This window comes from Trichocoleus sp. FACHB-46, from assembly GCF_014695385.1.
Taxonomy (GTDB): domain Bacteria; phylum Cyanobacteriota; class Cyanobacteriia; order FACHB-46; family FACHB-46; genus Trichocoleus.
Genome location: NZ_JACJOD010000032.1, coordinates 173,786 through 193,633, shown reverse-complemented (window position 1 = coordinate 193,633; position 19,848 = coordinate 173,786). Strand labels below are relative to the sequence as shown.

13 protein-coding genes are annotated in these 19,848 nt (G+C 48.6%); 9 read left to right on the top strand and 4 right to left on the bottom strand.

Translation table 11 applies throughout. The features are described from left to right. Positions 1–1,517 (bottom strand): DUF4347 domain-containing protein (locus tag H6F72_RS21025; protein WP_190440314.1); only part of this gene is annotated, 1,517 nt, incomplete at its 3' end. Positions 1,518–2,482: 965 nt separating this feature from the next. On the opposite strand from H6F72_RS21025, the gene H6F72_RS21020 reads away from it, so the two are divergent. After that, positions 2,483–4,258: an ATP-dependent DNA ligase gene (locus H6F72_RS21020; RefSeq protein ID WP_190440311.1), complete on the top strand. Its 1,776-nt coding sequence runs from the start codon at positions 2,483–2,485 to the stop codon at positions 4,256–4,258. 13 nt (positions 4,259–4,271) lie between these two features. After that, positions 4,272–5,351: a DHHA1 domain-containing protein gene (locus tag H6F72_RS21015; RefSeq protein WP_190440306.1), complete on the top strand. Its 1,080-nt coding sequence runs from the start codon at positions 4,272–4,274 to the stop codon at positions 5,349–5,351. On the opposite strand, the gene H6F72_RS21010 is transcribed toward H6F72_RS21015, so the two are convergent. Beyond that, a complete protein-coding gene (locus H6F72_RS21010) occupies positions 5,348–8,914 on the bottom strand; it encodes an NB-ARC domain-containing protein (protein ID WP_199299220.1) in 3,567 nt (1,188 codons plus the stop codon). The genes H6F72_RS21015 and H6F72_RS21010 overlap by 4 nt on opposite strands. A gap of 283 nt (positions 8,915–9,197) precedes the next feature. On the opposite strand from H6F72_RS21010, the gene H6F72_RS21005 reads away from it, so the two are divergent. Continuing rightward, positions 9,198–9,743, top strand: a complete 546-nt coding sequence (locus H6F72_RS21005) for a glycine-rich domain-containing protein-like (protein ID WP_190440301.1) — start codon at positions 9,198–9,200, stop codon at positions 9,741–9,743. Positions 9,744–9,885: 142 nt separating this feature from the next. On the opposite strand, the gene H6F72_RS21000 is transcribed toward H6F72_RS21005, so the two are convergent. After that, the gene (locus tag H6F72_RS21000) at positions 9,886–12,192 is read right to left on the bottom strand and encodes an NB-ARC domain-containing protein (RefSeq protein ID WP_190440299.1); all 2,307 of its coding nucleotides are present in this window, start codon (positions 12,190–12,192) and stop codon (positions 9,886–9,888) included. Positions 12,193–12,361: 169 nt separating this feature from the next. Further along, entirely contained in the window at positions 12,362–13,408 is a 1,047-nt protein-coding gene (locus tag H6F72_RS20995; protein ID WP_190440297.1) for a hemerythrin domain-containing protein, read from the bottom strand. 330 nt (positions 13,409–13,738) lie between these two features. Here H6F72_RS20995 and H6F72_RS20990 point away from each other — a divergent pair, with 330 nt between their 5' ends. The 6 genes from H6F72_RS20990 (at position 13,739) to H6F72_RS20965 (ending at position 19,836) form a co-directional block, all read left to right on the top strand. After that, positions 13,739–15,211, top strand: a complete 1,473-nt coding sequence (locus tag H6F72_RS20990; protein ID WP_190440285.1) for a LuxR C-terminal-related transcriptional regulator — start codon at positions 13,739–13,741, stop codon at positions 15,209–15,211. 132 nt (positions 15,212–15,343) lie between these two features. After that, positions 15,344–16,627 carry an MSMEG_0569 family flavin-dependent oxidoreductase gene (locus tag H6F72_RS20985; RefSeq protein WP_190440282.1) on the top strand — a complete coding sequence of 428 codons (1,284 nt, stop codon included), beginning with the start codon at positions 15,344–15,346 and terminating at the stop codon, positions 16,625–16,627. 204 nt (positions 16,628–16,831) lie between these two features. After that, positions 16,832–17,314, top strand: a complete 483-nt coding sequence (locus H6F72_RS20980) for an MSMEG_0572/Sll0783 family nitrogen starvation response protein (RefSeq protein WP_190440278.1) — start codon at positions 16,832–16,834, stop codon at positions 17,312–17,314. 3 nt (positions 17,315–17,317) lie between these two features. Next, on the top strand, positions 17,318–18,310 hold the full coding sequence (locus H6F72_RS20975; RefSeq protein ID WP_190440275.1) for a Nit6803 family nitrilase: 993 nt from the start codon (positions 17,318–17,320) through the stop codon (positions 18,308–18,310). Positions 18,311–18,322: 12 nt separating this feature from the next. Further along, a complete protein-coding gene (locus H6F72_RS20970; protein ID WP_190440272.1) occupies positions 18,323–18,754 on the top strand; it encodes a nuclear transport factor 2 family protein in 432 nt (143 codons plus the stop codon). After that, the gene (locus H6F72_RS20965; protein ID WP_190440269.1) at positions 18,751–19,836 is read left to right on the top strand and encodes an MSMEG_0568 family radical SAM protein; all 1,086 of its coding nucleotides are present in this window, start codon (positions 18,751–18,753) and stop codon (positions 19,834–19,836) included. Before H6F72_RS20970 ends, H6F72_RS20965 begins: the two co-directional genes overlap by 4 nt. Positions 19,837–19,848 lie beyond the last annotated feature (12 nt).

Here is a 19,848-nt window from a genome sequence, read left to right as displayed (position 1 = left end):
TAGGGAGAGGAACTGCCTGTACCTGCTTCAATCTCTAGGCGCACTGGGTTACCCGTGGCGGGGTCAATCTTCCACAGTTCAGAGCCATTGGCGCTGTTGGTGGCACGGAAGTAGAGGGTGCCGTTGACGTTGGTTAGAGAGGTTAGGTCGGAACTGCCTGGACCCGCTTCAATATCTGTGACTCGTACTGGGTTCCCAGTGGCGGGGTCAATCTTCCACAGTTCATAGCCATTGGCGCTGTTGGTGGCACGGAAGTAGAGGGTGCCGTTGACGTTAGTTAGATAATATGGAAAGGAACTGCCTGGACCCGCTTCAATATCTGTGACTCGTACTGGGTTCCCAGTGGCGGGGTCAATCTTCCACAGTTCATAGCCATTGGCGCTGTTGTAGGCACGGAAGTAGAGGGTGCCGTTGATGTTAGTAAGGGATTCCGGATTAGAACTGCTACCTGCTTCAATTTCGAGGCGCACTGGATTACCGGTGGTGGGGTCAATCTTCCACAGTTCATAGCCATTGGCGCTGTTGTAGGCACGGAAGTAGAGCGTGCCGTTGACGTTGGTTAGATTGCCAGGATCTGAACTATTGGGATAAGTAGTGTAGTTATCAGAATAATAGTTGTAGTAGCTTGTTGTGCCCGGATAGATATCCTTAACAAGGACAGCATTACCCGTGGCAGGGTCAATCTTCCACAGTTCAGCGCCATTGGTGCTGTTGTAGGCACGGAAGTAGAGCGTGCCGTTGACATTGGTGAGATTCTCAGGAGAGGAACTGCCTGCACCTGCTTCAATATCTGTGACTCGCACTGGGCTACCGGTGGCGGGGTCAATCTTCCATAGTTCTCTACCATTGGCGCTGTTTTGAGCGCTGAAATACAGCGTCCCGTTGACATCTGTAAAGTCGCTGGGGTGGGAGCTATCGGTACCTAAGTTGAGGTTGTATTGCACTGGCTCAGAGTTCAACGTACCTTCATACTGCTCAAGCACAGAAGTTGTAAATGCTAAATTAGCCATTCTAGGCGTAGTGGCAACTTCTAAGGCCCAATTGCCACCCTGCACTGCACAGCCTGTTTTAATTGCCGAAGCTGCTATGTTTGAGCCTGTCAAGCTATGCAGCATATTGACAAAGACCCAACCGCGATCGCCCTTAGCTACTTCACAGCCATAGATCAGCAACTCTGCGGTATTAGTAAGGGATTCGGCCCAGGCTTGCAGTTCCCAGGAGTAGCGATCGATGGTTTCTAGGCTCAGTTCGCTGGTACCCAGTTGCACTCGTCCGGGTGAGCCGTGAGATACCACATGCACAGCGGTTAAATTTTGGCGCTGAGCTAAAACACTGCTAATTTGCTCCACTCCATCCGCCATTGCCTCCAACACAATGACTTCAACGCCCGATCGCACCCCTGCGACCAAATCTGGGTAATCGGTTACGGCTGGATCAATGAAGACAATTTCGCGGCTAGCGGCTGAGGTGCTGAAAGTGAGAGAAGCGGCTGGAGCTTTTTGCAAAGTAGCGGTCATGGGCTGATCTCAAACGGTTGAATAAGGGAACGGCAGCAGAATTAGAGCGGCAACGATGATTACCGCAACTTTTCTGCTCTACAGAGATAAAAACTGTTAGCGCGATCGCAACGAGTTGGGCCAGCTGCTTAGCATAAAAGATGCTGTCGCAGCAGATGGAACCATTCGGCAGACGAAAACCTGATTCAGTAATCTGACGGGTTTATAGGCTTGCCGTCAGTTTGCTTCGATGTACTAACAACACTTACTCCGTGAATGTACATCGAAGATACAGCACCCTACCTGTAAAATCTACTACACGTCTTTCTGCTTTACAGTCTTTTTATGAATTTCTTCATAATAATTTGGTGCTTTGTTGAAAGTAGAGCAAGCGATCGCCCACACACTCTGTATTTTCATCATTTTTGAACTAGTGAGCGCCTTAAAGTTCTACTGGAAGGCATTTAAAGGATTTTTATATATTAAGAAATAACAATCAAAAAGTAATTTAAACCTTAAAAAAGAAGTGATTTGATCCTTGTAAAAGTTGACATTAAAAAATAATCCATCAAATCTTAAATGAAATCACAGGTGGATTGCGTGAGTATAATTTATTACTTAAATAAAATTGGTTTACTGATTGCGTTCTAAACTGCGTTGTCTCAGCAATCTTGTTAGCTCAGACCTCTAATACTTAACTCCCAGCCAACTTTAACGTGTTGTCCTACATTCTGAGGGTCAGAAAAGGTCTGGAGAAAGTCAGATCTTTTAGCAATAACTCTTGCGGCAGGGCAGTGAGCCGCGATCGCTCCTGCGGGTCGTACCAAAAGATAGAGGCTGTGACCCCCCACCGTGACTATATTTGAATCATTCCTGGTTGAGTTCTCTGTTCTTTTGCCTTTCTGGCTAGAGTGAGCCGCACAAAACGTTGAAAAGGGAGAACCGTTTTGCTGGGCAACTCGATACAAGTCGCTTTACTACCATCCATGACTTCGGGAGATCTTGGCGCTAACTCACTCACCACCCCTGTGGTTAAAGTTGGGGTTGATTCTGGCACAGGTGCTCAGATGGGTGCCTTTCGGCGGTTTGCCCAAGTGGCAGAACAGGTGGGTGCCACAACGAAACGCTTGGCCAAGTCTGCTTTACTGGGTCACTACTTTAATAGCCTCAGCGATGAGCAACTAGCTTATGCAGCTCGTTATTTTGCAGGCTATGTGTTTCCTTTGAAGGAGCAAAGAACAACTAAGGTTGGAGGGGCGACTCTGTTGTCAGCTTTGATGCTGATTACGAAGATTGAGTTGGAGACGCTCAAGACGCAGTTGGTCAAACTGGGAGACTTAGGTGATGTCACGGCTGCTGTGTTTCCCGATCGCGCCTTATCTTCTCTTGATCTTACCGATGTCGCGATCGCCCTAGAGCAAATTGCCAAAACCAAAGGCTCCAAGCGCAAACTAGAGTGGGTAGTCAAACTGCTGAAACGCGCGACTCCCTTAGAAGCAAAGTATTTGATCAAGCTGTTATCTGGAGATCTGCGGATTGGTCTCAAAGAAGGCGCGGTAGAAGATGCGATCGCTCGACTGGCAAAGCAAAAGGTAGAGCGGATTCAGTGGGTAAATATGTTGCTAGGGGATATTGGGGCGACGGCTGTATTGGCTCGTCACGGCCAGCTAGAGCAAGCCCAAATGCAGCTATTTCATCCAATTAAGTTTATGTTGGCGAGTCCCGCTGAGGATTTGGTAGAAGTATCCCGACTGTTACCAGGAGAATTTGCGGTTGAGGATAAATACGATGGCATTCGAGCCCAAGCCCATATTGCTCCCGCCGATCCAGCAAATAAATCGGCTCACGGAATCGTGATTGATGGCATTCGGGTGGCTCTTTTTTCTCGCACCTTAGATGACATCACAACGAGTTTCCCAGACTTGTTGGCTCCATTGGCTGCTTTAGCAAGAGGGACTGAAGAAGGAGAAACCACAGAATTGATTTTGGATGGCGAAATTGTGCCGTTCCGAGGTGAGCAAATTCTCCCCTTTCAGGAACTACAAAAGCGGTTGGGACGTAAAGCCCCTACAGAAAAACTATTAGCTGAAGTGCCTGTGGCGTTTGTTGCCTATGATCTGCTCTACCAAAATGGCATGGTGTTAATAGAGGAGCCGTATGTGCAGCGTCAAGCGGCATTAACGATGCTGCCACTGGCGATACCGAGAGTTCGTCGGGCAGTCTCACAACGCTTTAGCGATGCCACGGCTTTGGATGCAGAATTTCTCGCAGCTCGCGATCGCGGTAACGAAGGATTGATGGTCAAGGCGCTCAACTCTACCTACAAACCAGGACGGCGGGGTAAGGATTGGCTAAAAATCAAGCGGGCGATCGCCACCCTGGATGTAGTGGTAACAGCGGCAGAAGTGGGCACTGGCAAGCGTAGTCGATTTCTCTCCGATTACACCTTTGCTGTGCGAGCTAGTGAAACCGATCCTACTTTGCTGAATGTGGGTAAAGCTTACTCTGGTTTGACGGATCTGGAAGTAACAGAGCTATCTACTTGGTTCCAAGCGCATACGGTACAGGAGTTTGCTCATGGCAAAGTGCATGTCGTGGAGCCTCAAATTGTTCTGGAAGTGACGTTCGATCGCGTCCAACTCTCCAAGCGCCACAAGAGCGGCTATGCCCTGCGCTTTCCTCGGATTGTGCGGATACGGCATGATAAGCCACCGGAAGAGATTGACACGCTAGAAACAGTCCGTCGGCTCGCAGAAACATGAGAACTTATCGATCATGACGCAAAAACTGGAAACTAGAACGGATTTCACTCACAACTTGGCAGCAGCTTATACCGTGTTCGCACAGTTTGTCGGAGGCATTTCTACCGCTAGTAAATTGGTGGCACTACATGACTCTGATGCTGATGGTGTGACGGCGGGAGTCGTATGGCAGCAAGCCTTTCAGCGAGCTGGGTTTGTCGCTCCTACCCGTGTGATTCCCGATCGCGAACGTAATGCTTGGACAGCTAACAACCGCGATCGCGTCAAGGCGGAGCATCCCGATCGCTTGTTTGTCCTGGATTTGGGCAGTCAAACTGAACCTGTATTGGCAGGTGTTCCCACCTGTTTTATCGATCATCACCACCCCGAAGGAGTGCCACCCGGAGATACACTCATTAGTGCTTACACTTGGGACCCTGTGCCGAATACATCGCTCCTAGTTTGGGATCTGTGCCAAGCGATCGCGGATATCTCAGATTTAGATTGGATTGCCGCAATTGGGATTGTGAGTGACTTGGGCGATCGGGCTCCTTTTGAGTTGTTGAGTACTGCTAAGCGCAAGTACACCGCCAAATACTTAAAAGAGGCAACGGTTCTCATTAATGCCATCCGCCGAGCCTCTCACTATAACCCAGAAGCCGCAGCTCAAGCCCTACTCACGCATAGCAACCCTAAGGAATTGGTGAACTCTACCTCAGATGCCATGCAACAGTTGCGATCGGCGCGGGCAGAGGTGAAAGCAGCAATGGAGGCAGGCCGCAAAGCGGCACCTGTTTTCGCGGGGGATGTGGCGTTGATTCAAGTTAAGTCTCCCTGCCAAATTCACCCCCTGCTGGCTCAAAGTTGGCGCACTCGTCTCCCTAAACATATTGTGATCGTGGCTAATTCCGGTTATCTCCCTGGCCGAGTTAACTTCTCCGCCCGCTCTACCAGTGCCAATGTGTTGGAATTTCTCCGGGCACAGCAGATCTCTGAAGGAGAAGGCAGCTACGGTCACGGGCATGATCAAGCATCAGGAGGTAGTCTACCGCAGGAGCGTTGGCAGGAGTTATTGCTCAAGATTGGTTTTCCGAGAGAGGCGATCGCTTCCTAACTCACTGCGCCCAAAAGATGTAGTGTCTCCTTCTCGGCATCAGTTAGCCCTGTTATACCTGTAATCTTCATGCCTTCGTAAGGGCGAGGGGCGCGTAGAACGTTAAGGCATTCTCCCGTATCAATATCCCAAAGGCGAATGGTGCCGTCTTGGCTACCAGTGGATAGGGTTTTGCCGTCGGGAATAAAGCAGACTGAATTAACTGTATGAGTGTGACCCATAAACACTTGCAGGCATTTCCCGGTAGCAACATCCCAAATCCGAGCCGTTTGGTCATCGCTACAACTGGCTAACGTTTTACCATCTTGACTAAATCTCACCCGCCAAGTTTGCTTTGAGTGGCCGTGAAGGAAGTGCAAGCAGGTACGAGTTGCCACATCCCATAAACTTAAGGTGCCATCAGGACTACTGCAAGCTAGGATTTGACCGTTGGGGCTAAATTCGGTTAACCAAACACGATGCTCTACAGGGGGTAATTCTGCTAGATATTCCCCAGTCGCTAAATCCCAGAACTTGATGACTAAATCTTGTCCTCCACTAACCAACGTCTTTCCGTCTGGACTACAAGAGAGAGACCAAGTACGGCCTTGATGTGCTGCGATCGCTCTTAAACATTTACCTGACTGCACATCCCAAAACTGAATCAGTCCATTCCCCGCACCGCTGATCAGTATGTTGTCGTCGGGGCTAAAAGCGATCGCCCAAAACCAATAAGTATTTCCTTTTAGCACTCGACTACACTCACCCGTTTGGACATCCCATAGCCGAATAGATGAGTCACTGCTACTACTAGCAAGCATCGAATTATCTGAATTGAAAGCAAGCGACCAAATTCTGGCAGCGTGGCCTTTTAGGGATTTGTGGCATTCTCCAGATGAGGGATTCCAGAAGTGAATCATGCCATTGTTATGGCCGCTCACTAACCAGTGGCGATCGTGAGCATGGACAAGAGCAAAAATCTCATCTTTAAAGCCGTGGAATGTTCTGTTCAATCGCCCAGAGTCAACATCCCATAATTTCAAGACTTGATCTTCTCCGCCTGTAGCGCAGATCGCACCATCCGGGCTGAACGCGATCGCTGAGATCTGGTTAGAATGTCCTTCTAATACCTTTTCACAACACCAATTTTCTAAGTTCCAAAGCTGCACTCTATTTTGAGAATCAGCGATTGCTACGAGTTCCCCAGGTGGGTCATAGACACCAGAGAGTACCCAATCTCCAGGATCTTGTAAGATGGTTAAACACTCACCTGTGTGATAGTTCCATCTCCTAACTGTTTCATAATCTCCAATACTCAGAAGTGTGTCATTACTGGGGTAAAACTCTACGAATCGAACCCAGTTTTGGTGTCCCTCCAAAACCCGTAAACATTCTCCGCTCAGAGCATCCCACAAGCGGATCGTCTTATCAGAACTGCCACTAGCGAGTAATTTACCATCAGGACTAAGAGCTACTCTCCAAACGCGATCGCGATGCCCTTCCAAGACTTTGAGGCAGATACCTGAGCTAACTTGCCAAATTCTGACTGTTTGATCATTGCTAGCACTGAATAGAAACTGGCCATCCGGACTAAATAGAATATGCTGCACCCAGCTAGTATGTCCTTCCAGCACTCTCAGACGGGTCTTGGTCGCAACGTCCCAAAAGCGAATGGTATGGTCATAATTGCCGCTCGCTAAGATAGTACCATCGGGGCTGAAAGCGACAGAGCCAACCCAACTGCTATGTCCTTTCCAGGTAAGAATTTGCCTTCCCGTCGGCACATGCCAAAGACGGAGAATGCCATCAATTTCTCCGGTTGCCAGCAGATTACCATCAGGGCTGAAAGCAAGGGCGAGAATGCTGCCAGTGGTTTCGGTAAAAACAGATTGCTCGATAGTGGTATGAGTGAAATTGGTCCGAGGTAAGGAGACATTGGCTAAATAAGCTTGGCGAATTGCTAGATCAGAGAAATCGCGATCGCTCAAGTCTACTTTTAGATGGCAAAGTAGATTGAGGATATTACCTGCCGCATAGCCTGTGTACGATGAAGGTTTACCTCGCAACTCTGCCAAAAGTTGGTTTAGTTGTTGTTCAACCGCTGCAAATTCGCCTAGTTTAGCCAAAAGCTGATCTGTGAGTGGCTGGAGAATTAGTTGCTTTTGAGCTTCACGGATATAGTCTTTCGCGATCGCCTTCAGCAAAGCATGACTTTTGAAGAAACGTATATCGCCTGTTTGGATCTCCGCTGCGATCGCCTGAATGAATTGAGCCGCGAAGTACTCCATCAACACCGGATGCAGCGTAAAGCGGTCGCCAGTTTTTTCTAGCGCCAAGCGGCGTTGCAGAGATTGCAGCGTGGTGGGTAGTTGCTCCTTAGAGATGGGAGAGAGGAGATCCTCACTTAATTGAGCGATCGCGACTGGCTCGCGATTGATTACCAACCAATAAATTACCTCAATCTCTTGGTCGGTTAAGCGCTGAAAGTACCAACCAAGTAAGTCTTGCAAGTCATGAAAGATGGGCTTGCCATATTTGAGGAACTCGCTAATGCTGCCACAGAAAACATCGCGAATATGTTTGGCGGCTAGCTCTAATGCTAGGGGATTACCGTGGTAGAGCGCAATCAGTTCTTGCCAATCCTGTTCGGAACCAGAAAACTCATCGATCTCAGCAAAAATCTGTTGTCCATCGGTGACTCCTAAACCTCCTAGCTCCAGCGATCGCACAGGCCGATTGCGACCTTCTAAACGCGCTACTTCTCGTGGCTTCTCCCGGCTAGTGAGCAATAGGCAGCTTTGGTGGGGCACTTCTCCGAGTTGCTTGAACAGTTGTCCGTAGCCTTCATATCCTGGTCGATATTGCCCTGCGACATCTCCGCCTTGCAGAATCGTTTCTACGTTATCTAAAATCAGCAAACACCGTCGCGATTGCAGGTAATGCAATAACCGAGAAAGACTGTCTTCTAAAGTATTTGGCAGGGTTGATTCCTGCTGATTTGAGAGAATCTGGATCAGATCTACCAGTAAAGTAGCCAAGGAAGAAGCATTGAGGAGCGATCGCCAAATGATACACTCAAACTCATCCTGAATATTCTGAGCCAAGGCGAGAGATAGGTTAGTCTTGCCCATCCCACCGGAGCCAAATTTCAACGAGAGCCCCGTTTTGCCAGTGCCACCAATACCCAAAATTGCGACTAGACGGCACCGCTCTGCTAGAATCCATTGTTCCAGAGTGCTCAATTCCTGCGATCGCCCAAAAAACACGGGAACTTCCGGAGCCTCTCCCCAATCCTGATAACAGGATAGAGATACATCAGACGCAACTGGTGGAGCATCAACTCCTGCTGCTTCCTCTAGCTCTACAACCGATTGCCAAGGTAGTTCCAGAACTTGACAGAAAACCTTAAAGATTTTCGCGTTGATGGCCTCGCCCCGTAAAAACCGCTTCCAAGTAGAAAGAGAAACACCAGGTGCAAAAATTTGTTGGCCTGCGTAAGCTTCAGAGCCCCAGTCGGTGGCGGAGTCAAGAGTTTGGCTAGCAGCAATTAACCACTGCCTGTCTTCAATTGCCCAGTGTCTCACCTTCCTAAGCTGCTTGATTCGGTTTAACTCCTGGGCGGAGACTTTGAGCGAGGGCATGGATAGATTGCACGAGAGTGGAAACTGAGTCTATCTCAGTATTGCACGCTCATTTCAGAATTGATGTTGACGAAATGTGACACTGAACCAAAACTGAACCAAAAACTGAACCGATTAAAATCCGTACGAGGCCATACTTCTAGCGATGTTTATAGATAGGAGATGACTTGTTGGTTCTAAAACAAACTTCTCCTAAGCTACGTCTACTTTGAAGGAGCAAGCCACAATGGTGCAGTACCCCGCCTCACCCCAATCATATCAAGCGTTTCTCCAAAAGGTGCGATCGCTCGATCTTGGTCCTATTGCACATCAATTAATGCACTCTCAGACTGGTCCTCAGTGGACGAAACTTCAGACTACTAGGGCGATCGCGCGTTATCTGGGTTTTCTTTATTTGGTAGGGCAATATCCTCGCTTACAACTGGTACCAACTCAAGAGATCGATCAAGTTTGGCATCAGCATATCCTTGATACGCATAAATATGCGGAAGATTGTCAACACTTATTTGGGCGATTTATTCATCATTTTCCTTATCTGGGTACAAGAGGAGAAGCCGATCAACAGAATTGGCAACGGGCTTACGCACTAACTCAGGTGCTCTTTCGCAAACACTTTGGATTAGATTTGGCGACGGGTGCTGCTCCATCGGATTGCGAACCCTTACAAGCAATGCAAACTTGCCGAGGCGTAGATCGATCTACTTCTCAGTCGCGTCCTAGCGTTAGCCTCTCAATGGAGGATGCTTTGAGGAGCTTTTTTACGCCTGCCTAAATATCCCGCAGGCTGAAGCTTGGGGCTATTGAAACCAAGCCTGCCTCCGCAAGCTATAAATAGTTTTTCAAGAATGAGACCGCGCAGGCGGTCTTTGTTTTTGTAGCCGCAACTTTAGTCGTTAGGTGATAGGTTGTTAGGCTTATACCAAGGTTTGCAGCAGGACGGCTGTTTCCTTAGCTTCGGTCAGCATTCCCAACTCCTCAAAGCGGTGTTTCGCTGTCGCGGCCCAATGTTGGGCGATCGCACCGTTGCCACGGGCTTTTTCTAGTCGGGCTAGCGATCGCTCACAAAAGGCGACTCGGCATGTGTCTTGGTTGGTTGTGGCTGCTTGCAAGCCTTCCTCTAGCAAGTGTTGTGCTTCGCTGAAGTGCTGTTGCTGAATGGCAATATCCGCTAACCAGTCTTTGGCTAAAAACTTAGCCCGTTGCCAATCCAGGTATTCAGCTTGCGCTAAGACTTGTTGGAATAAGGTGTGGGCTTGGTTATAGTTTTCGGTTTTGTAAGCCACCTCGCCTTGGTAATACCAAATCTGTATCTGCGATCGCGGCATGGCTGTCTCGATCTCGGCGCGGCTAAGGAGTTGTTGCGCTTGTTGTAGCCAGTCTGTTGCTTCGACAAAAAGGCGCTGCTGAATTCGGAGCACGGCGATGTTGATGGCTAACTCGGCTTGGAAGTTGAGGGTTTGGTAATGTCGCAGTTCCCAAGCTTTTTGATAGAGGGTATGAGCTTGTTCTAAATGTCTGGATTGACCGAGTAAAGTTAAGGTCCAGCCTTGGTCCAGCATCACTTCTAGAGCAGTAAACCAATCTTGCCGTTGCTCGGCGGCTTGGATGAGCCAATCAGCCCAGTCGAGGCGAGTGTTCCAGACGTTCAACCGATTTTGGCGGTAGCCTTGTTTATGGGTGTAAGAGTTGACCTGCTGCCACAACTGCCGCATCTCGTCATAGCGATCGCTGGCAATACACCATTCAATCACCGCTTGCAGATTATCCCATTCCTGGTCGAGCAGAGGATATTCCTGCCATTCTTTGCCATCTTTGCCGCCGTGCTGTTGCACATAGGACAGGAACCAGCTGATCCAGCGGTTGCGGGCCGCTTGCTCAAAATTGGGGTGGGTCGCCAGTTCGGCTAAGGCGTACTCTCGTGTTAGCGCCAAGATAGAGTATCGGCCTGCCTGCTGATTCACTAGAGAAAGTTGCAGCAATTGTGCCAACCCCTCAATTGAGTGAGCGAGATTGTCGCTGCCTGCAATATGCGCGATCGCCTCTAAAGGAGCTGACCCCGGAGACAGGGCCAACGCCATGAGTAAGTAGTGAGGTAAGGTTCCTTGAAGCAGGGACATAGAACTCTGGAAATAGAAGTGAGCATAGTCTCCAACCGCCAAGGTCAAACGAGAAGGTAGATGCTTCACTGGGTAACCTGCTGCGAGTTGCCCGATCGCATAAACAATAGCCGCAGGTACGCCGCTGGTGTAATGATGTAGGGTTTGCACATCAGCTGATCCCAGCACGATATTCTTACTTTGAACCTGCTGCTCAATTAAGGAAAAGCTTTCCGCAAGTGGCAGTGGCTCTAAGCGAATGGCATGAAATGAGAACTGTTGACGGCTGGTGATCACCACTTTAACCGTAGATGGCAGGTCGTACAAGAATGCCAAGATCGACCGCCAATCTTCCAAGGTTTCCAGGTTGTCTACAATCAGCAAAGTAGGCTGACGATTTAACGCATCCTGAATTTGTTCAATCTGTTCCTCAAAATCTAGCAATAAGATATCTGAGCACTTGAGCGTGCGCGCGATCGCGCGGAAGACATCCCGCAAACTCCGCTCTGGCTTCAGACGGGGCAAGACTCCTTGGGGGGTGAGACGCTCTTGTTTGGCCGAGGTGAAGATGATCGCCTCAAACAGTCTCAGAAATGAGCCAGACTCTGGATTGGCAGTGCTGGATGTAGCGTGTAGGTAGTGATAGGCCGCAGACAAAGCCAGGGTGGTTTTACCCATGCCGCCAATGCCTTCGATGCTGATGCAGTGAGTGGGGCACTCAAAGGTCAGCGATTCTAGTAACTGGGCAAGTTCGCGATCGCGCCCTACAATGCGACTGAAATCTCGAACGGGTAGATTGTGGGCGATCGCGGTTGAAGTCTTAGGGAGGATGAGCGGGGAAGCAGGTGGTAGTGGCTGGGTGCTAGGTGCTTCTCGTTGAATAAAACGTTGTAATACTCCTCGAAAGTTATGTTTTGTGACTTTTTCACCTAACACTTTGGAGAGCAGCTGCCATAAGTGAGATCCCACATCCTTGACATAGCCAGCATCGTAGTCAGAAGCGAGAGCTATATCTGTGTATGACTTCCCGTCCCAAGATTGACGCAAAATTTCTGCCTGAATTTTGCTTAACCGTCCTTGAGGCAAGATTCGCTCAACAACTGTTAATGCTTCCTCCACGGTCATTCTGTCTCACCCTTTGCTGATGTCATTGAGATAGAGCGGCTGTCATTCTGCCACCCATCTGGCTATTTCATAGTTTCCGCACCCCACAGACATTATCCCGGACTATTTATTAGTATTCAAAGCCCCTCTCCTGTAGGAGAGGGGTTTGGGGAGAGGTCAATCTTTATCGTTATCGCAGAGAAGCTGCCAGTTCTTGCTGAATACGGCTCTTGGTAGCTTTGAATTCAGTGGCTAGTTGCTCTTTTTGCTCAGTGCTGCAATTGCGATCGATCGCGGAAAACATCGTGCTTTCTTCTTGACGGATGTGATCACCAACTGCATCCATCAAATCCTTGATTCTGGATCTAAACGCATCAGCATCAGCAGGATTCATCGCTTTGATTTCATCCAGCATCCGCTTCATTTCAGCTTGCTCGTCGTATAGCTCCTGGGTGTCATCGTTGCCATAGAAGGGACGCACCTTAGGATAAACTACTTCTTCCTCGGCTTGAGCGTGAACTAGCAAATCTTTGTAGAGCTGGCCGAAGTACTCTTGGAGTTTTTGAGGATCTTTGGTGGCTCCAATTTCTGTGAAGATGGTATTCACTTTCTCATGGTCCAACCGAATCAAAGTCTGGATATTCATATCCTGCTTGTCGGTGTTTTGAGTGATCACACTGCCAGCCACCCCAGAGAAAGCGGCGATCGCGTCTTGGACTCTAGCCCAGAGACCCTGATCGGCATCTTGACCTGTCATTTCCCGAACACCAACTTGTTCTAGCAAGCCCTTGAGCTGTTCTTGGTGCGCTCGGCCTTCAAAGTTAACCGTATTCAGAGGCCCAATGGCTAACTCAATGTCTGCTCCTACCTTTTGAGCCGCCTTATGGATCACGATGCCGCTCATCACTTGACTATGCTTCATCAGTTCGTGGTGCATGAGTTTTTGGTAGAACGTCAACTCATTACCTGAGATCATCTGCTCAAACTGAGGAATAAAAGCCTTGGTTGCAGCACTAGGTTCAGATTGAATGCCGTATTGCACGACGACGGTGTCGATAATGCCAAGATTTTTCTGATCGTCGGCCAGCATATTCTGTAGCCGTTCCCGCACGTCTTGGTAAGGGCAAACTTCAATTAGCTTTTGATCGTTGGAGAGAATGAAAGCCTGAAGTGCTCTCAAGTCTGCCAATCTCTCTGCGATCGCTAGCCGCTTTGTATCATCTAAGGTTGCAACCATGTTGTGTCTCTTATAAAGAAGTTCAGTTGATGAATGTTTTGTTCTTGCGACTCAATCCTGATGACAATAGGATGAAGGAGCAGCAAGTCAGCACTATAGTGGACTATGTTTCAAGCAAAAAGGCTTGCATATCTTGATTTTGGCTAGGTTGCAGGTATCATCCACCTAACTCAGGTTAGATGTTTCAGTGAGTCTGTCAAAAGCTGTAGGGAAATATTAGGTTTATATAGATCGCCCCTAAACCGGAATAGGTAGCCCTTCCGTAACTTGAGATACAGAGTCAGGAAACAATCTAGTCCTCAATAGATTAGGGACTGGAGCGATATACCAATGCCTAATCCGTTGATAGAGCACCTTGATGCAACTCGAATTCTGTTTGACCTGCAGCAGGGCAATGAAATTGCTCAAGGCTTTTCTGGTTGCTTAGAACCAGAAGAAATAGCCCGTCGGGTTGCCAATGGCTTGGTAGAGAAGTTTGACTGTGCCTTAGCCCGGATCTGGCTACTAGAACCAGAGCAAACCACCTTAAAGTTGGTTGCTTCTTCAGGGATGTATACGCATCTCAATGGCACCTTTGGGCGAGTCCCGATGGGAGCTTACAAAGTGGGCAAAATTGCTCAAAATCGAGTTTCCTTTTTGAGCAATCATCTTGCAGCAGAAACTTGGGTAGGAAATCGCGAATGGGCGATCGCTAACAACATTCAAGGATTTGCAGGATATCCTTTAGTGATTCAAGATAAAGTCATCGGCGTGCTGGCAACTTTTAGCCATCAAGCAATGGAGACAGAGTTTCTAGAGGTTTTACAAACCCTTTGCACCGTTACAGCGATCGCCTTAGACACAGCTATACAATATCAGCATGAAAAGCAGATTTGGCAAAACTCGATGCAGTTGATGGCCCAGCCTGCGGTTCAGAGCCTTAAATTCAACTATCTCTCTCTTTCTGATCAATTAGTCAGTCTGCTAAGTGATACCCGCTTAACTTTGGTAGGCACAGAGCGACCTCTCACTCTGCCAGTAGCTTATGTCTTCTTGCAAGCAGCCGAAACTTTGTACCAATTTACCTGTCACTATTGTCGGCTGATTTATACAGCAGAGTCTGTAGCATTAGAGGCCATGATTCCGGCAACTCATTTTCCCGACCTCGATCCACAAAATGGCTTGCCGTCCTCCCTAAATAAACTGTTTTTTACTGTCACCTGTTTAGGGGGAGTGCTGCAAACCCAAGCCACCAGTAATCAACGGGCCATGCAGTTTTTGCTCAAAGTACCCGATTGGCGCGATCTCGGTGGTCATCAACTGCGAATTCAATGCCGCTCATCAGTTCTACAACTAGCCTTTACACATCTAGCTTTTTCGGCAGGTCTACCAGTTTGCCGTGAAATAGCTAAAGAAGCAAACAAGAATGTACCCTTATTGACCGATGATGCTACACAAATTCAGACAGCGAAATGGGTGCTGTGGGTGCAACAGGGAAGTCAAATTGCACCGAAGGGGATTCGAGGCAAAGTTGATTTGTCTACCAGCCCAGAGACATTGAGACAGGCAGTAGAAGCGTTGTCACAGGGTAAATCGTGGGGTATTGACCCAGATTTAGAAAAACAGCAAACTCTGTCTGAGCGAGAGTTGGAGATTCTGGCTTTGTTGACTCAGGGGCATCGCGATCGCGATATTGCCGATCATCTAATCATTAGCGAAAGTACCGTTAAGTTCCACATGAATAATGTCTTGGCGAAATTGCAGGCGCGGACTCGTTACCAAGCGATTTATGAGGCGATCGCTAAGGGATGGCTGGTTACATAAATCTGAGAAAGTGCTGCGATCGTTTCTCCTGTCCTTATTGTTAGATCTCCCACTTCCGTAGTGAGAGATACAAAGACTTGAGAAATCAGGACTTAATCTGGCAACACATTCCAGCCAGTCAGAAGTCAGCTTATGAACAATCACTATTCAGTCATTATTGTGGGTGGAGGTCAGTCAGGGCTTTCCATGAGCTATTGCTTGAAGGAGAGAGGCATCGATCACATTGTTTTTGAGAAGAACAAAATTGGCTATGCTTGGCGCACTAAGCGCTGGGACTCTTTTTGTTTAGTCACACCCAATTGGCAATGTAAACTCCCAGGCTATGCCTATCCAGGCGATGATCCTCATGGTTTCATGCAGAAAGACGAAATTGTGCAATATATTGAAGCTTATGCTGCCTCTTTCGATCCTCCCATTCAGCAAGGTGTTGAGGTATTAAAGCTTAGTCAGAATGTAGCCCAAAACTTCTTTGAGGTGACAACTTCAATTGGAGAATACACGGCTGACCAGGTAGTTGTGGCATCCGGTAGCTACCATCTTCCTAAGGTGCCAAAGATTGCTGAACGGCTCCCTAAAAACATCACGCAACTTCACGCCTCAGAATATAAAAACTCCCAGTCTTTACCGCCTGGAGCCGTGTTGGTCGTAGGTACAGGGCAGTCAGGATGCCAAATTGCTGAAGATCTGCATTTGGCTGGTAGACAAGTACATCTCTGCGTGGGGAGTGCGCCGCGATCGCCCCGGCGGTACCGAGGTAAAGATGTGGTCGATTGGCTGGACCAGATGGGATATTACGATTTATCGATTGAGGAGCATCCCCAAAAAGAAAAAGTGAGGGCCAAAGCCAACCACTATGTTACAGGTCGAGATGGAGGTCGAGAGATTGACTTACGACAATTTGCTCTAGAAGGGATGCAACTTTATGGCAGGCTGAAGGATATTAGCGATCGCCAGTTGGAATTCTGGGATAACTTGCAGCAAAATTTGGATCAAGCCGATGCGGTAGCGGAAAGTATCAAGAAAACCATTGATGGATTCATTGAGAAAAACCAAATTGAGGCTCCCACAGAACCTGCTTACTATCCAGTTTGGCAGCCTGAGCAGTCGATCCTCAGCCTGGACTATGCTCAAGCCAATATCAGTGCAGTGATTTGGTGTACTGGGTATCAGTCTGATTTTAGTTGGGTAGAGGTGCCTGTCTTTGATGGCAAGGGGTATCCAGGCCATGAACGGGGTGTAACCGGAGTCTGGGGACTCTATTTTCTAGGGCTTCCCTGGCTCTATACCTGGGGGTCAGGCCGCTTTTCTGGAATCGCCCGTGACGCCAGTTATCTAGCAGATTACATCGTCGCCAGGAAGAAGGTGTCATACCCCAATGACTGGAGTGTGGTCAATGAATTTTTGCTGGGTTCGTAGTCCAGAGACGCATTGTTAGCGACCTAGCGAAATCGATAGGTACTTAGGTGAGTTTGGTACTAATTTTCAGCGTTTTGGCCTGAGAAATAGACCGAGCGATCGCCCTCCCTAGCCTTATTGATAGAGTTAAACCTTTCGTAGTGAGGAATACAAAGATCTCCTCAGCTAGCCCTTAATCTGGCAACACTATTCAAGGAAAAAAAGATGCCTGAAGTAACCACTCCTGCTCATCAAGTTGGTGATTTCTTTGTTGATTACGAAGAGAAAGTCTTTCCCGATGTCAAAGCTGAACCTGGCGAGAAAGCATTGGTGACATTCCACACCGTTGCGTTTGAAGGATCGATTGGTTTTGTCAATTTATTGCAAGCTACGCGCCTACTGCGTAAGGGATTTGAGACTTCTGTCTTGTTGTATGGCCCTGGCGTAACTTTGGGGGTGCAGCGGGGATTTCCTAAGTTAGGAGATGCAGCTTTCCCGGGGCACCAGAACTTTAATGACCAAATCAGCAAGTTTATGGCAGAGGGTGGCAAAGTTTATGCTTGCCGCTTTGCTTTACAAGCTTTGTATGGGCATGGTGAACCTTCCCTGATTCCTGGCATCCGTCCCATCAATCCTTTGGATGTACTAGATCTAGTGCTCCTGCACCGCAAAGATGGAGCCTTGATTTTAGATACTTGGACCTTGTAAATAATGAATGATTCCCAAACCATTCGAGCCGCAGCCATACAGATTAGCCCAGTTTTGTTTAGTCGAGATGGCACCACCGAGAAGGTGTTGCAGGCGATCGCTAAAGCTGCCAAAGCAGGGGTGCAGCTGATCGTTTTTCCTGAGACTTTTATCCCTTATTATCCTTACTTCTCCTTTGTGCAACCGCCCGTTCTCATGGGGCAGGAACATATGCGGCTGTATGAAGAAGCGGTGACCGTGCCTGGGCCAGTGGTAGATGCGGTAAGCAGAGCGGCTCGTTCTTATGCAATGGTGGTGGTGCTAGGAGTCAATGAGCGAGATCATGGCTCCCTCTACAACACACAGCTAATTTTTGATGCCGACGGCACTCTATTGTTGAAGCGGCGCAAGATTACACCTACCTATCATGAGCGAATGGTGTGGGGGCAAGGAGATGGTTCTGGTTTGAGAGTTGTGGAGACAGCAGTGGGAAAACTGGGTGCCTTGGCCTGCTGGGAGCACTACAATCCTTTGGCTCGATTCGCCCTCATGGCCCAGCATGAACAAATTCACTGTGCCCAATTTCCTGGTTCCTTAGTAGGGCAGATTTTTGCCGACCAAATTGAAGTCACGATTCGTCACCATGCCTTGGAGGCTGGCTGTTTCGTTGTCAATGCTACAGGTTGGCTCTCTCCAGAACAAGTCGGACAAATCACCACTGATGAGAAGCTGCAACGAGTGCTCAGTGGCGGCTGCAATACCGCAATAATCGGGCCTGAAGGCAATCATCTTTGTCCGCCGATTACAGAAGGTGAGGGAATGGCGATCGCCGATCTAAATTTCTCCTTAATTACTAAACGGAAGCGCATGATGGATTGTGTTGGTCACTATTCCCGCCCAGAGTTGCTGCAATTGCAAGTCAATTTAGAGGCTCAGACAGTGATGGCAGAATCTCCCGACAGCAATTTTCTAATGGCCGAAATACCCCTTGACCCTTCTCTACAACCTACTCCCTAGCTGCAACACTGCATGGAAAAACCACCTCTACCCCCCTTCACCCTGGAAACAGCAAAAGTCAAAGTTCAGGCCGCAGAAGATGCTTGGAACACACGCGATCCGCAGAAGGTTGCCTTGGCTTACACAGAGGATTCCCAATGGCGCAATCGAGCTGAGTTCTTTAGTGGGCGAGAAGCGATCGCGGCTTTTCTGAAGCGCAAGTGGGCCAAGGAGTTAGATTACCGTCTCAAAAAGGAGCTTTGGAGCTTTACAGAGAATCGGATCTCGGTGCGATTTGAGTATGAATGGCATGACGATTCGGGCTATTGGTATCGGGCTTACGGCAATGAGCAGTGGGAGTTTGCCGAGAATGGACTGATGCAAAGACGAGAGGCCAGTATTAACGATGTGCTGATTCAAGAGTCTGAGAGAAAGTTTCGGTGGGAGCGTAAACCCAGTCTATGAACAAGCAACAGTTGATTGTAGAACTGCAAACCCAGGGGTTGAAGCTGGTAGAACAAGACATTGGAGCAGCAGGACGTAAAGGTGGGGCAGGTCCTTCTGACCACAAAGCTGTGACTGTAGACGGCACGACTGTCATGGTGCCTATCTTCAACAATCCAGCAGCGCGATCGCCTTACACAGTCACTACCACCTCATCTCCATCATTGACTTTAGATCATCAGGGAGAAGCGATCGCCCCAATTCAGTTTCCCCAGCCACCCCAGTTCTACAACCTCACGACGGCTGACAGTATCCCTTACAATCAAATTGCCTTGTTGCATAGCCGAGATGTATTGGCAACCACGGTGCTGCAAACCTGTATGCGTTATGGCAATACAGATACCTCTTGCCAATTTTGTGCGATCGGGCAATCGCTAGCAGCAGGGAGAACGATTGCTCGGAAAACGCCTGCTCAACTGGCCGAAGTTGCCGAAGCAGCAGTGCGGCTGGATGGGGTCAAGCAAATGGTGATGACGACAGGAACCCCTAACAGCAGCGATCGCGGTGCGGCTTATTTGACAGAATGTGCCAAAGCCATCAAAGCCAGGGTGAATATCCCGATTCAGGCGCAGTGTGAACCTCCAGATGATTTTGTCTGGTTCGATCGCATGCAGGCAGCAGGAATTGATAGCTTAGGCATGCATTTGGAAGCGGCTGACCCAGAGGTTCGGGCTAGGATTATGCCAGGGAAAGCCACAGTCCCCGTTGAGTACTATTTCAAGGCGTTTGCTGCCGCAGTCAAAGTATTTGGTTGGGGACAAGTGAATACTTACTTGCTAGCAGGATTAGGAGATAGCTTGGAAACCTTATTGGAGGTTTGCGATCGCCTGATCCAAATCGGCGTTTATCCCTTTGTGGTGCCCTTTGTTCCCATCACAGGCACTCCCCTCGCTCATCATCCTGCTCCTAAGAGCGAATTTATGTTCACGCTTTATGAACGAGTCGGTGCCATGTTAAAGCACGCAGGAATGTCATCAGCGGATATCAAAGCAGGCTGTGCGAAGTGTGGTGCTTGCTCGGCTCTTTCTACTTTTGAAAAGTAATTCTGACAAACC

What these genes read in the sequence shown, in the direction of transcription:
- H6F72_RS20995 (WP_190440297.1), bottom strand. Translation starts at nt 13,408, where the DNA reads ATGGTTGCAACCTTAGATGATACAAAGCGGCTAGCGATCGCAGAGAGA.
- H6F72_RS20980 (WP_190440278.1), top strand. Translation starts at nt 16,832, where the DNA reads ATGCCTGAAGTAACCACTCCTGCTCATCAAGTTGGTGATTTCTTTGTT.
- H6F72_RS21000 (WP_190440299.1), bottom strand. Translation starts at nt 12,192, where the DNA reads ATGACCGTGGAGGAAGCATTAACAGTTGTTGAGCGAATCTTGCCTCAA.
- H6F72_RS21015 (WP_190440306.1), top strand. Translation starts at nt 4,272, where the DNA reads ATGACGCAAAAACTGGAAACTAGAACGGATTTCACTCACAACTTGGCA.
- H6F72_RS20965 (WP_190440269.1), top strand. Translation starts at nt 18,751, where the DNA reads ATGAACAAGCAACAGTTGATTGTAGAACTGCAAACCCAGGGGTTGAAG.
- H6F72_RS20970 (WP_190440272.1), top strand. Translation starts at nt 18,323, where the DNA reads ATGGAAAAACCACCTCTACCCCCCTTCACCCTGGAAACAGCAAAAGTC.
- H6F72_RS21005 (WP_190440301.1), top strand. Translation starts at nt 9,198, where the DNA reads ATGGTGCAGTACCCCGCCTCACCCCAATCATATCAAGCGTTTCTCCAA.
- H6F72_RS20985 (WP_190440282.1), top strand. Translation starts at nt 15,344, where the DNA reads ATGAACAATCACTATTCAGTCATTATTGTGGGTGGAGGTCAGTCAGGG.
- H6F72_RS20975 (WP_190440275.1), top strand. Translation starts at nt 17,318, where the DNA reads ATGAATGATTCCCAAACCATTCGAGCCGCAGCCATACAGATTAGCCCA.
- H6F72_RS21020 (WP_190440311.1), top strand. Translation starts at nt 2,483, where the DNA reads ATGACTTCGGGAGATCTTGGCGCTAACTCACTCACCACCCCTGTGGTT.
- H6F72_RS20990 (WP_190440285.1), top strand. Translation starts at nt 13,739, where the DNA reads ATGCCTAATCCGTTGATAGAGCACCTTGATGCAACTCGAATTCTGTTT.